Origin of the sequence: Aquimarina agarivorans, assembly GCF_000218485.1 — a bacterium.
Taxonomy (GTDB): domain Bacteria; phylum Bacteroidota; class Bacteroidia; order Flavobacteriales; family Flavobacteriaceae; genus Aquimarina; species Aquimarina agarivorans.
In genome coordinates, this window is record NZ_AFPB01000174.1 from 159,052 (window position 1) to 173,306 (window position 14,255).

The 14,255-nt window shown below is 34.7% G+C and carries 11 protein-coding genes; 8 read left to right on the forward strand and 3 right to left on the reverse strand.

The genetic code is table 11. The features are described from left to right. Nucleotides 1-265 precede the first annotated feature (265 nt). Nucleotides 266-1,828, reverse strand: coding sequence for a DUF4301 family protein (locus GMC_RS0115840; protein WP_010523070.1), 1,563 nt, complete (start codon nt 1,826-1,828; stop codon nt 266-268). 67 nt (nt 1,829-1,895) lie between these two features. Continuing rightward, nucleotides 1,896-2,519, reverse strand: coding sequence for a 4'-phosphopantetheinyl transferase family protein (locus GMC_RS0115845; protein ID WP_010523071.1), 624 nt, complete (start codon nt 2,517-2,519; stop codon nt 1,896-1,898). Between the two features lie 136 nt (nt 2,520-2,655). Here GMC_RS0115845 and ahcY point away from each other — a divergent pair, with 136 nt between their 5' ends. From ahcY to GMC_RS0115890, 8 genes are all read left to right on the forward strand, one after another. After that, the gene (ahcY, locus tag GMC_RS0115850; RefSeq protein ID WP_010523072.1) at nt 2,656-3,972 is read left to right on the forward strand and encodes an adenosylhomocysteinase; all 1,317 of its coding nucleotides are present in this window, start codon (nt 2,656-2,658) and stop codon (nt 3,970-3,972) included. 965 nt (nt 3,973-4,937) lie between these two features. Next, nucleotides 4,938-5,855, forward strand: a complete 918-nt coding sequence (locus GMC_RS0115860) for a TOMM precursor leader peptide-binding protein (RefSeq protein ID WP_010523073.1) — start codon at nt 4,938-4,940, stop codon at nt 5,853-5,855. A 3-nt stretch (nt 5,856-5,858) separates the two neighbouring features. Beyond that, nucleotides 5,859-7,169, forward strand: coding sequence for a YcaO-like family protein (locus GMC_RS0115865; RefSeq protein WP_010523074.1), 1,311 nt, complete (start codon nt 5,859-5,861; stop codon nt 7,167-7,169). A gap of 49 nt (nt 7,170-7,218) precedes the next feature. Beyond that, the gene (locus GMC_RS20890; RefSeq protein WP_010523075.1) at nt 7,219-8,058 is read left to right on the forward strand and encodes a SagB/ThcOx family dehydrogenase; all 840 of its coding nucleotides are present in this window, start codon (nt 7,219-7,221) and stop codon (nt 8,056-8,058) included. 13 nt (nt 8,059-8,071) lie between these two features. Then, nucleotides 8,072-9,460 (forward strand): hypothetical protein, encoded by a 1,389-nt coding sequence (locus GMC_RS0115875; protein ID WP_010523076.1) that lies wholly within the window; start codon nt 8,072-8,074, stop codon nt 9,458-9,460. Nucleotides 9,461-9,469: 9 nt separating this feature from the next. Further along, nucleotides 9,470-10,666 carry an aromatic ring-hydroxylating oxygenase subunit alpha gene (locus tag GMC_RS0115880; RefSeq protein ID WP_010523077.1) on the forward strand — a complete coding sequence of 399 codons (1,197 nt, stop codon included), beginning with the start codon at nt 9,470-9,472 and terminating at the stop codon, nt 10,664-10,666. After that, a complete protein-coding gene (locus GMC_RS0115885; protein ID WP_094766312.1) occupies nt 10,611-11,930 on the forward strand; it encodes an MFS transporter in 1,320 nt (439 codons plus the stop codon). Before GMC_RS0115880 ends, GMC_RS0115885 begins: the two co-directional genes overlap by 56 nt. A gap of 62 nt (nt 11,931-11,992) precedes the next feature. Next, nucleotides 11,993-13,048: a BamA/TamA family outer membrane protein gene (locus GMC_RS0115890; protein WP_010523079.1), complete on the forward strand. Its 1,056-nt coding sequence runs from the start codon at nt 11,993-11,995 to the stop codon at nt 13,046-13,048. Here GMC_RS0115890 and GMC_RS0115895 read toward each other — a convergent pair. Next, a complete protein-coding gene (locus GMC_RS0115895) occupies nt 13,045-13,902 on the reverse strand; it encodes a LysR family transcriptional regulator (protein ID WP_010523080.1) in 858 nt (285 codons plus the stop codon). The two genes, GMC_RS0115890 and GMC_RS0115895, sit on opposite strands and share 4 nt — an antisense overlap. Between the last annotated feature and the right edge of the window lie 353 nt (nt 13,903-14,255).

Here is a 14,255-nt window from a genome sequence, read left to right on the forward strand (position 1 = left end):
CCTTCAAATCTACATCATTTTGTAGTTATACCGTTTCTGAAATTAAATTTCCCGTGTAAAATGGTTTTTTTGCTTGCTGCTTCACACCATTGCTAGGGCTACGCTTGTATTTTCATTTGTTGTGCAAGAAAAAACCTAATTTTTGGTTGAGCGATTCAAAATCAGAATTGGTATTAAAACGGAACAAGTTATTCATATTGCATAAATATCCATCAAATTAATTTTCAAAAAGGAATTAAAATTACGATAAAATAGGAAACACGATTTAAAACATTTCCACCTGATGTGCCGATTTTAATAAGTCATTTACGGTTTTTACGGGGTTAAATGTGGTTAAAGGTACTTCAATAAAAATACTAATCCATTTAGCCATAGCTCCGTTCCACAAACCGGGTAATTCCAGTGCTTTTATCTGCTTTCCATTGATGGATTTTGCGGTAATAAAGCCTGATTTAGGATCTACATAATTTAGTAAATTAAATTTTTCGCCTTTGTAATTTTTCATACCGCAAACTAAATCCACTGGATTAAAGTGAGTGGCTTGTTGCATAATTTTATGTTGTCGGGAATCTTGCTTGTCAATTTGAGCACTTTCAATAATTTGTAATTCCGAACGCCCACGTTCATTTTTAATCCAGAAAGGTCCTCCACCAGGTTCTCCTTCATTCAGTACCATACCACATACACGGATTGGTCTATCTAAAACTTCTAACAAATATTCTTGCTTGTATTTTTCCGAAAATTTCTCAAAATCAACTGGCATGTCAATATTTAGTTCCTCGGTAAGAAAAGTGCTGATATTTAATAGTTCTTCCTCGTCAGGGATTTCCTTTTCAATAGTTTCTAAAATAGAAAAAACTTGATTTTGTATGGCTAATAATTTTCCCGCCAAGGCTTTTTTATAAATTGTCAATTCATCCTGATACTTACGTACAACTACATTGTCAATATTTTTAATAAAAACCAAATCACCATCAATATCGTTTAGGTTTTCAATTAAAGCTCCGTGACCGCCTGGTCTAAACAAAATAGAACCGTCGGCTAAACGGAAGGGATTGTTTTCCATATCCACAGCAACAGTATCTGTAAATTCTTTTTGGGTGGAATAGGAAATTTCAAAAGTGGTTTTTGTTTTTTGCTCCACAATTTTCCGAACACGTTCAAATTCATTTTTAAAGCCCAAAAGATGCTCTTTGGATACTGTAAAATGCAAGGCAGCCTTTCCGTTGATGGCAGTGTAACTTGCAGCTTCATGCAAATGTTCGCCAAAGGCAGTAGTAATGGTATTTTTATATTTATGAAAAGGCAATAATCCTTTTGGGTAGCCGCCGTAATTTAGTCCGCCACCATTTTTTAGCATTGTTTTTACAAAAGCATATAACTGTTCACCTTCGGAATAATCATCAAAGCGCGGGTGTTTCTTTTTTGTGGCTTCAAAAACAATTTTATAAAAAGGTAATTTTTCGAGTCCAATTAAAAACAAGCGTATGGCAGTTGCTTTTTCGTGATTTAGGTAGGAGTTTAAACTTTCCTTGGTATAATCGTAATTATCTAAAAATTTGAATAATTCCTTAAACATACGCGTAGCGGCACCCGAGGCAGGTACAAATTTAACTACATGTAGTTTTGTGATTTGACGGTCGTATATTTTAGAAAGTTCTAATAATTCTCCAGTATCAAAACTAGTAATTCCGTTGTTAAGCCTTGCGGCTTCTCTTAGTGTAACAAAGGGAATTTCATTTTTAAAGATTTCAATTTGTTGGGCTACATGCTCAACGGTTAATCCTTTGTTTTTGATTTGTTTAATATCAGCTTCTGTAATTTTCACTGTAGTTGGTATTTAATATCTGCGTGCAATATAAGTATTCAAAACAAAAAACAGGTACTCATTTGCTTCAGAAAGTATAAACACATGTGAAATCCTCAAATTCAAGATAAAAGACATCAAAAAAGTCAATTTCTTCATTAAAATGAACACTTGCACGGGTAAAAAGTGGTTCAGAACTAAAAGGAGCAATTTCAATATGTTGTTTAAAACTGAGGCCTTGCTGGCCATAAATTTTGTAAATAGCCTCTTTAGCTCCCCAAATAACGGTTAAAAATTTCACATCGTTTTGCATTGATTTTAGCCATTCACGCTCCTTGTCACAAATAAATTTTTTGGCTATACTTTCAATTTTAGGGCGTTGTTTTTCAATGTCAATTCCTACTGGTTTGGCGCTCAAAATAATTGCGGCAAATTGATGCGAGTGCGTAATGGATATAAAAACACCATCGCTCAACTCAGGTTTTCCAACTTTAGTGTAGGTTAAATCCTGATCTGTATATTGAGCAATAGCCAGCAAATGGCGCACACTCAAATATGCTTTACGGTGCATTTCCGATTTCATTGCTTGTATGCGGTTAGTAGAGTTTTTTCCTAATGAAATCCCTTGGGTAAGCTCACTTTCACTTTCGGTAATTTTCCAAATTAGGATGTGCGTTTCATTATCTACGGCAATGCTTTTGTAAAGTGGCATGAGTATAAGCTGTTTTAGTCTGTATTTTGTAACTTTGCACTTCTTAAAAACGGAAACACACCCTTTGGGAGGTGTCAATTTTTAAGTGCACAAAGTAAGTCAAAAATAGTTATACGACTAACAAAAACAAAAATCTATGAGTACTACCGCAACACCATACGTAGCCCACAAAGTAAAAGATATTTCCTTAGCAGACTGGGGGCGTAAAGAAATTGAATTAGCTGAAGCTGAAATGCCAGGTTTAATGTCCTTGCGTGAAGAATATAAAGATGAGCAGCCTTTAAAAGGAGCACGTATTGCAGGATGTTTACATATGACTATCCAAACTGCCGTACTTATTGAAACTTTAATTGCGCTTGGCGCAGAAGTGACTTGGAGTAGTTGTAATATTTTTTCAACTCAAGATCAAGCGGCTGCGGCTATCGCTGCGGCAGGAATACCAGTGTATGCTTGGAAAGGAATGAATGAAGAGGAATTTGACTGGTGTATTGAGCAAACACTTTTTTTTGGTGAAGATAGAAAGCCACTAAACATGATTTTGGATGATGGAGGTGATTTAACAAATATGGTACTGGACCGTTACCCAGAATTGGTTGGGGATATCAAAGGATTGTCAGAAGAGACTACCACGGGCGTACATCGTTTATACGAGCGTGTTAAAAATGGTACGCTACCAATGCCAGCCATTAATGTAAATGACTCAGTTACTAAATCAAAATTTGATAACAAATACGGATGTCGTGAAAGTGCCGTAGATGCAATCCGTAGAGCTACCGACATCATGTTAGCAGGTAAACGTGTTGTTGTTGCAGGTTATGGTGATGTAGGTAAAGGTACTGCGGCTTCATTTAGTGGAGCGGGTGCTATTGTTACGGTTACTGAAATTGATCCAATTTGTGCATTACAAGCAGCTATGGATGGATATGAGGTGAAAAAGATGGAAACTATTATCCCAAATGCAGATATTGTAATTACAACTACAGGGAATAAAGATATTATTCTTGAAAAGCATTTCCGTGCCATGAAGGATAAAACTATAGTATGCAACATTGGTCATTTTGATAATGAAATTGATATGGCCTGGTTAAATGGCGCTTATGGAAATACCAAAGATGAAATTAAGCCTCAGGTAGATAAATATACTATTGACGGTAAAGATATTATTGTTTTAGCTGAAGGGCGTTTAGTAAACTTAGGTTGTGCTACTGGTCATCCAAGTTTTGTAATGAGTAATTCATTTACTAACCAAACTTTAGCGCAATTGGAACTGTGGAATAACTCAGCTGCGTATAAAAATGAAGTGTACATGTTGCCAAAGCATTTGGATGAAAAGGTAGCGCGTTTGCATTTAAAACGTTTAGGTGTGGAGCTGGAAGAATTAAGACCAGATCAAGCTGAATATATAGGCGTAACCGTAGAGGGACCTTTTAAACCTGAATACTATAGGTATTAATTGATTGTTTGAAAAGTAAATTTGTTAAAGGCTGTCTAATTTTAGATAGCCTTTTTTGATGTACATAATACGCAGTCATGATCTAGGAGGGCGGAATTTATTATGGGGTTTTGAAATTGCCAATCACTAGTTTTTCAAAATAGCACTTACCTATTAATCGCTTTTCCCACAATCAAGTATTGGGTCAGTCAATAACGCCTTCATTTTTTGCCTACCGAAAAGATGTTTTGATTTGTTACGAAGATCTCTAATAACTTCTTGATTTTTATTGGAGTAAAGTAAAATCAGCAGCAGTGCTAAAATAAAACCTGAAATAAAAGGATAATGAATACTTAGTTTATTGTAAAAAAATAAGAAACTAAGTATTTACACTTAGAAATCATGTTTCATGATGAAATATATTTGAGGTGTAAATAATTTATTAATTTTTAAATTTTATCATTATGAAAAATGCTAAAACAATCAGTGCTTACTCTTCTATGCAAGGAGTAGCAGTAGTAGAGGGATTCGACAACACTTTAGTAGCTGGGGCTTGTAGCTCAAGTTCAAGCTGTTGTGGTTAAGATTATCTAGTAATTAGATAATTTTCACTGAATTAATTGTGCTATTGAAGTCTAATTTCAATAGTACAATTATAAAAATCAAAGTGTACAAATTAGTTACAAGTACATATTAAAACTTTGACTCAAAAAAAAACTTTACTTATTGATGCAAGATAAAACAATATTTTAACAACTTACTATACTGTATTCTTATGAATAAAAAGCCTTAATGTGGTTGTTGAAAAATGTATTAGCAATAGCATAAATTTTACCATAGAAGCCGTTGATTTTAAGTTTTCTTATTTTAAATAAACGCTATATGGAGTAAAAATACCTTTATGTGGCAGTCAATTAGTCTTTTCAGATTAGTGATAACAAATAATAGTCAATTGAATACATCCACAAATCCTTAATAAACATAAGATGCAATTAAACACAAATGATTTAATATTACATCCAGATATACATTGGATTAAAGTTGATGATACGCGTTTACAAATCCGTCAACCTAATGGAGATAATATTACGTTTGATAAATATGCTTCAGAAATTAACCAAATACTCAATTTTTTAAAAGATCCATCCCTAGATATATCCAGGCTAGATGCAAATTTAATGGAGGAATTAATTGAGTTATTATTTGCTAAAGGATTTTTAAGTAGTAAGCATACAAATGATAATCAATTCAATAGAATTGCAAAATTAAGTTTAAATAATGAGCAAAAGTATGAAGGTAGTTTACCAAGATCGGTAGCCATTGTAGGTAAGGGTATATTGGCAGCAATAGTCCGAACCTCATTACAAAATGCCAAAGTAAAAATCAATGAATCTGGAAATCCTAATGCTTTAAAAATAGTTGTTGCAGATCAGGACGATTATCATTTTTTAAGCGATGAAAATAAAAAGGCTATTGAAGCGGATCAGTCAACCCTGTTTTTCCGATGGATTAATGGGAAATTTAGAATAGGTCCTTATGTTGTGCCCAAAGATACTGCATGTTTGGAATGTGCCTATCAGAGGGAACTGGCATCAAACTTATTTGTGGATGAAATGAGGTCGTACATGAATTGTAGTTCAAATAATTTGCCCACCTATGAAGGAGGTGCAGTATTGGATAACTTGGCTTCAGCATTAATTACCAGGCAGATACTGTTGATTTTACAAGGATATTACAGGTTGTCAGGAGTATCAACAATAATCACTGTTGATCCTTTATTATTTCAAACAACACACTCACCAATATTAAAATTACCGCGCTGTAAAATATGCAGTTGTAATACCAAACGCGCAGTGCGTAATTATCGCGATTTAATTAAAGATTCCGAAGTTGTTAATAGTTAATCTATGGATGCTAGTTTAAGAAAGATATTAGATAAAGTATTGGATGTTGATTTCGGCATTATTCGTTTTGTAAAAGAAGCTCCGTTATCATCAGATGAACCTGAGATTTTTATCGCAGTAACGGAATTTCAAAATCCATTCATAATTTCTTCTTCCGACAGGGAAAAATATACTATGGAGCGAAAATCAGCTGGTGCGGCTTTAGACCGAGAAACGGCCATATGGTCAGCTGTTGGCGAAGGGTTGGAGCGGTACGCAGGTGCTATTTACGATGAAGATACTGTAATTTGGGAAAAGTCAAGCGAATTAGTGCCAGAAGCATACGTGCATCCTGATGATTTTATATTGTTTACAAAAGAACAATACGCTACCACTGATTTTAAATACAATGCCCATAATCCTAAAATAAAAGTTGGATGGACCAGTGCTAATTCATTAAACAATCATAATGAGGTGCTTATGCCTGCCTCTTTAGCTTATTTTGCCTACAAGTATGAAGATAAATCAGAATATTTAACGGACTCCTACAGTACAGGTTTGGCTTGCGGACCAACAAAAGAATGGGCTATTTGCGGAGGATTAAATGAGGTAATAGAACGGGATGCTTATTCACTTCATTGGGCAGCACGCCTGTCTCCGAAAAAAATACCACTTGAAACTGCTATTAAGCACAGTTCGCCTGAATTAAAAAAGCTATTAGAATTTGATGGGGTAGATCTTTTTATTGGGGATATGACCACTGATATCGGAATACCTGCAATTATAACTATAGCACGACAACATGGGAAACCAGGAATTGCCCTAGGAGCATCAAGCAATGTGGCCCCTGAAAAAGCATTGGAAAAGGCAGTTATAGAATGTTTTCATACCCTGAATTGGTGTCAGGAAATGAGGCATCGTCCTACTGCCATTGAAGAAACAGAAGTGAAACAATTTGCGGATCATGTAAAGTATTATTTGAACGAAGAAAATGAAGAAACAGCATCTTTCCTGTGGAGTGGTAATGAATTATCGACACTTTTTGAAGATGATGCTACTTCATGTGTAAAAAATTCGGGGCATAAGGAGCAGTCTGAATATATGGTGAATAAACTTTTTGAGCAAGGTTATGCCTCCTACTTAGTGGATAATACCCCTAATGATATTAAGGAGTTGGGTTTGTGCGTAATTAAAGCAATTGTACCGGGGCTACAGCCCATGTGGTGTGGATACAACAGAGTACCACTGGACAGAAGACGATTTGAAAGTTTTTTAACCTACAAAGGTATGGATGCCAATACTCCAATAAATACAAATATTCATCCATTTCCATAAAAAAGAAAGGGACGTAGAGCGATTGTAAACTTGGTTAGAAAATTAAATTATGAGTACAAAAACATTAGATTATTATTTAAGTAAAGAAGCGCAATCTGCTGAATATACCCAAAGGCAGGAGTTTAAAAATAGGGTGGCATCATTTCATGAAAATACTAAAATGACGCTTGCATTAAAGCCAACTTTGGTAAAATCAATTTCGCATCATTTGTCCAACAATGCTCAAATTTATTTAGACTCCAGAAATAAAAAAAGCTATGTTTTTAGTGTTGAAAAAAAACTACCAAAACCACATGCATTTGAACATTCTTTTGAGGAAGTGTTACAAAAGCGCGCTACAGATACCAAATTTAAACCACAGCCATTATCGGAGCAAGAATTGTCCAATTTGTTGTCAAGTATACGAGCAACAAGGGTAACTACATCATCGGTAAATAAAAATGCAATAATTCATCAACGATCTTATGCTTCGGCAGGAGCGTTATTTCCTGTGGAAATATATGCGTTTTTACCAAACGAGAATCATTCGACATGGAGTTGTTGTAATTATGATCCAAGGAAGCATAGCGTCACTATTTTAAATAAAAACATATCTAAAAAACAAATTGCACACGCACTTCAGCGTAAGCTTAATCAAGTAGCCTGTGGTGCAATTGTCGTATTAAGCGGAGTGTTTAATCGCAGTGTGGACAAATACGGCCCTATTGGATATCGTTTTGGATTAATTGAAGCTGGTGGAATCATTCAGCAATTAGGACTGGCTGGAGCAAGTATGAATTTAAGTACCCTTACATGGGGTGGTGCATTAGATGATGAGGTGAATAAACTTTTAAAAATAGATGGATTGGAAGAAAATTATTTAATCAGCTTTATCGTGGGACATAAATAACAAACATTTTACTATGAATATTTCAGAAAACACTATAAATAAGCCGTCAACGTTATTTGCATATTTATGTCATACAGCGGCAAAAAGCGAATGGGAAACGGCAAAAAATACAGCAGAAGAATTGGCCAATTTAGGTGCCCAGGGAACATGGTTGGAATTGGCTTACGATTTAGCTGATGGATTAAAAAGTATATATCAGGCTTCGGAAAAGGTGTTTTCGTTGGAACAGGCATTGACCAAAGAGCAAACTCAAGTGATTAATAAAGCACAAACATGGGTAAGCGATAAACTTGGATTAGAAATTCCCTCATTAGTAATTGAAATAGTACCCGATGACACACCCGTACATGCGATTACGGGGATAAGCGGTTTTGGTTTTATTATGATTAGTAAAAAAACTATTGAGGATCAATCCTTGTTAGTGCATGAAATTACGCATTGTACGCTGATGTCCAGAGCTCTTTTTTTAGATGAAGGATTGGCAACATTACTGGAATATGAGGTAAAAGGGGTGGGCCTGGATGTGGATGTGGAACAAACCTATTGGAATCGTCCCAGCATGGCAGCGATGATTGAAACTGATTGGACTTATGATCCTTATTTTTCCCACGTAGTTCCTGTGGAAACAAATTTTGCAGCACCAATTAAAGGCGACAATAAAGTGCACCGATTATCTGCATATTTAGTAGCGCTTTTTGTGGAGTCAAAGGGAATGTCCTACGTAATGGCAAACTGGAATAAGCTAAAACCCCAATTAAAAGATGGACGAACTTATAATGTGATCAAAGAAATTTTTGATGTAGATATATGGGAGCTTGATGCTAATTTTATTTCGAAAACAAAAGACGAAGCATTGTTACTAACCGAGCAAGAATCGTTACTATATATAGCAACAAAAGCGTTGACTAACGGGGAGCGTAACCTGATAGTGCCTTACTTAAAAACGCTAAGGATAAAAGCATTTGAAAGTAATGAAAATTTAGTGGCACTGGTAAAAACTTTAATCTTATTAGGGGTTAATGGGGATGATGAAGCAGAAAAAAAATTTTACCGTACCGAGGCATTAGTAGCTATGAATTGGGCTATTGAAAAGGGATGTAATCAAAGGGACTTACGGTTGTTTGAGGTGTATAAATACGTATTTAAATTGAAAAGTGCCGGACATGCCATTAATCTGCGTAAAATAGGAACCCAAACAAGTATTGCATTTGAAAAATTGATCAATGATTATCCCGAAGATCCTGAGGTGATTATTACTACCGCTAGGGCACAACTTAAAACCTATTATGATATGTTGCCAGCTGCAACCTGGAGGGAAAAATTGATTCAGATTTCAAAAGAGGAATCAATTTTTACAAATGCAGCAAACAAGTTGTTGAACGAGGAAAAATATGCACTATAAATTTAGGTAATGAATAACTTTAACCAACACGTAGCAGAAGGCAATACAACAAAAACCTTATCAGGTTCGGCTTACACGGATCCTGAAGTTTTTGAAAAGGAAAGGCGTTTTTTATTTAGAACGTTACCTGTTATGGCTGTTCCCTCATGTCATTTAGAAAAAAAAGGCAGCTATACGGTTACGGACATTGCCAAGGAAAGTATTATCACAGTAAGGGGGAAAGATGGAACAATTCGTGCTTTAGCGAATAGTTGCAGGCACAGAGGAAAGCGTTTATTACAGGGAAATAACCTTGGAGGAACTGAAAAAATCAGCAATTTAAAATCCATAGTATGTCCGTACCATGGCTGGAATTACAAATTAGATGGCGCATTGGCTCATGCTCGTGGTGATGAGGCAGGTTTGTTAAAAGGACTGTGTTTAAGAAAACTACAAGTACATGAAGCAGGAGGGCTTACCTTTTACAATAAAACTAATGAAAATGTATTGCATTTAAATGCATTAGATAAGGCATTAGGATTATTGTGCCTAAGTGAAGGAAAAGTAAGTGCAACTAAGCAGTATGATGTAAAAGCGAATTGGAAATTATGGACAGAAAACTTTTTAGAGTGCTGGCATTGTGCATCAAGCCACCCAGAGCTATCGGAAAATAAAGGTTTTATCACTCAATTTGAAAATGGCAATGAAGATGTTTATGTTAGCGATGACATCAAATGGCGGATACAAGCACAAAAAAAAGGTTGGATCACGCCTGAGGATGCTGATTTGGAAATGGATAAAGCGATGTTCAGTTTTAATGTGTCATTACCTTTAGGAAAGGGAAACTTAACAGCAAGCAAAAATGGAAAACGATTAGGTCCAGCATTTAATGGCGCGGCAGGGTTTGAAGGTGGCGCTATTTTTGGATGCTTAGGCCCATTTTTATTTTATATGGCTTATGTGGATTATGTGATTCTTTTTTGTGTAAGACCTATAGCCGTGGAGCAAACAAAGGTTGATGTATTTTGGATTACGGCAAAGGATTTTGAAGGGTCAACAGAAGATTTAACCTGGTTGTGGAATACTACTTTAAAACAAGATATCAAACTGGTAGAAGAAAGTCAACAAGGTGTAAGCTCTTTATACTACACGCCAGGGCCATTTCAGGCTGATGAATACCGGACTCAGGCATTTGTGGAATGGTGGAAAAATTGGTTTCATAAATAATACCAAAACTAAAATGCAAGTGCAAAAAAAACCTCAAAATAGAAAATCAATACTCTCCTTGTTATTTGTAACCTTACTAATTAACATGATTGGATTTAGTATGATTATACCTATCAAGCCACAATTGATAATGAATATTATTAGTGGGAACTTATCTGATGCAGCTCAGTGGGGCGGCTATTTACTTTTTGGATACGCAGTAGGTCAATTTTTAATGAGCCCTATAATGGCATCCTTGTCGGATAAGTACGGAAGAAGAAAGGTGTTGCTTTTTTCAATATTGGCCAGTTGTATAGATTTTTTGATTATGGCTGTAGCAGACAATATCGGTTCGTTTTTGTTAGCGCGTGTATTTTCAGGTATTTTTTCGGCAACCATTGCTACAGTAAATTTATGTGTTGTTGATATTTCCGAACCTCAAAAAAGGGCTGTTAATTTTAGTGTTGTAAATTCTGCACTAGGTTTAGGGCTTATGGTTGGTCCTTTTTTAGGAGGGACTATTGGAGATATATTCGGTATAAAAGTTCCCTTAATTGCTGGGGCAATGTTATTTTTAATAAATTTAGGATTGGTTTATTTTTTTATTCCAGAAACTATAAAACAAAAAAAGTGTCAAAAATTAAGGTGGCATGAGTTTTTACCTCTAAAAGTTTTTATAAAATTGAAGGCTACTGCCTTACCTTTTCAACTTTTAATAGCATCTTTACTTTATCAAATTTCATTTCATTCGTTTACAGCTATTTGGTCTTATTACATGATTGCAAAGTTCAATTGGGGGGTTAAAGAAATTGGCGGGTCTTTATTAGCGGTAGGCCTGTCTAATTTTTTTGTTCAGAATGTAGTGGCGCGATACTTAATTCCCAAATTAGGCGCAAAAAAAACATTTTTTATAGGCGTTAGTTTTGCCATACCTGCGTTTTATTTATATGCCGTAGTTAACGTGGAGTGGTTGGTTTATGTAACTATACTTTTAGGTAGTTTAGGGGCTTTAATGCGCCCATGCTTAAGGGGAATCATGTCTTCTTATTTATCTTATGTTGATCAAGGAAGTTTAATGGGAGGGATCACTTCAATTAGCGGAATGGCTCTTATAATTGGTCCCATAGTAATGACTCAGACTTTTTCAGTATTCCAGAATGAATCTTATGCCTTGGACATGAGTGGCGCGCCGTTTTTGGTGTCATTTTTAATGTCAATAATTGCAACAATATTTGTTTTTTGGGCTTTTTCTAAAAAGAAAGTAGCAATACAAAATATGGCGTAAATACAAGTAGAATTGGAATGGGTAGTGTGTGAATGTTATGGTTAATAAAATTTAAGACATTAATGAAAAGATTTTTTTTTATAGTCATTTTTGGTGTGTTGTGTTTTTCTCTTTCCTTTTCTCAAGAAAAGAAAATTACGCTTCAACCTGTAATTTTTTCCACTCCCGAAACTGGTTTGTCAGCAGGAGCAATAGGGTTTTATAAGAAAAAAAGCGAAGAACGGTACAACACTATATTTGGATTTGCTTCCTACAGTATCAATGGTCAAATTAATTTTCTACTTAGACCAGATGTTTTTTTACTAGCCAATAACTATCGGTTGCAAGCCGAACTAAATTACAAAAGGCGGGTTAATAAATTTTGGGGTCTAGGGAATTCAACAGCTGAGAGTAATGAGGAAGATGTGGATCATCAGGAAATTTTAATGGCACTAAATTTTTACAGAACAGTAAAGCACAATTTTTTTGTTGGGTTATCGTATAATTTTTATACTTTTTTTGATGTAGATACTACGGAAAACGCACTTTTGGATGCCTTAGGTAATTTGGGTAGCAAGCCTTATATTGTTTCGGGTGTTGGACCATCTTTATTGTATGATACCAGAAAAAATCCAATCAACCCTGCATCGGGGTGGTATATTGGGGCTGATTATAAAGGGTTTATTAAGGCAATAGGGAGCGATTTTGATTTTGGTAAATATAGTTTGGATGTTCGATTTTATAAAAAAATATCAGCTAATAAAAATCATATTCTAGCATTTCAAACTACTGCTGAAATTAATACTGGAACGATTCCATGGAATCAAAATGCTGAATTGGGTGGACTGGATTTAAGAGGGTATTTTAAAGGGAGGTACAGGGATAATAATCTTAATACGTTTCAAATTGAATACCGTTCACCTTTACTTATTTGGAAAATAGGAATAGCTGGTTTTGCAGGAGTAGGGATGGTTCATAATTTTGATGAAAAAATAGAATTTGACAATGTGCATCCTTCATTAGGAGGAGGGCTTAGATTTCAACTAGACAATAAAGATAGGCTGAACCTGCGTTTTGATTTTGCGGTTGGTGATCAAGGAAATAACGGATTGTATTTTGGAATCAGAGAAGCATTTTAAAAAACCTTTGCGCCTATTATTTCAATAAAATTATTTAAGGCTTTATGCCTGTTATTTTTCTTCCAAACTAAGTATAAATTCAACGAAAAACTAGTTTCTTTAATTGGTATAAATTTTATTTTAGGAATATCAAAAACTGGTAAAGGCATTAACGTAATACCCATTCCAAAGGAAACCAATGCCGATACTATTTCATTATTGTCTGCTGAAAAAACAATTTGCGGGTTAATTTTTCTTTTGTTAAGTTCGGAATACACCTGATTGTATAACAAACAATGCTCCCTTTGAATGAAGGGTTCTTTTTTCATAGAATCAAGAGAAATAGAGGCTTTTGAAGCTAAATAATGACCCTCTGGAATTGCAAAAAAAAGCTTTTCAGTAGCTACAATCATTTTATCAAAATTCTCATTTTGAATTTCTCTATCCGTAAAAAAAACATGTAGTTCATCGCGCTCCAATAATTCGGAAAGGAGTTCGTGTTTTTTTTCCAATAAATTAATTTTTGTGTCAACATTATCTTTTTTAAAATGCTTGATATGATTTAAAATATCATTTGATGCTATATTCTTTGAAAAACCAATATGAAGTTCATTATCTAACCGTAAGTTAAAATTGGCCTCAATTTCCTGCCACTGGTATATGAGTTCATTGGCTTTGGGCAAAAATTGAACTCCAGCGTGGGTTAATTTTACATTTCTTTTACTTCTTTCAAATAATCGAACCCCTAAATGGTCTTCCAGCTTTTTTATGCCCGATGAAAATGTGGACTGCACTACATTTACTTCCTCAGCAGCTTTAGTAAAATTTTTAATGTTGGATAGGGTAATAAAGTATTTAACAAATTGTAAGTTCATTTTTTTTATTTATAAATAACTAAATTATAGGCCTGGGGGACATGATGCTAACAGCATATTTTACAATTAATTGTTTGTTTTGGAAACATTAATGGTTGTTTAATTTATGTTAACTTTAATCAAACCAATGTTACCTTCTAAAGGCTCCATACGCCTATTATTTAGCTCAGTTAAACCAGTTTTGAGGAATGAAATGTAAGCTTGAATTTTTTGGCTAGATTTTTATGCAGCCATACCAGATCTGATGTTAGATTATTTCAATAAAAATTAGGTATTTTTTGTTTGAACAATAAAGAAAGCATAAGTGTAACTTTAGCTATGGTGGTGTTTTATTTTGAAGTGTCAAGTGAAAG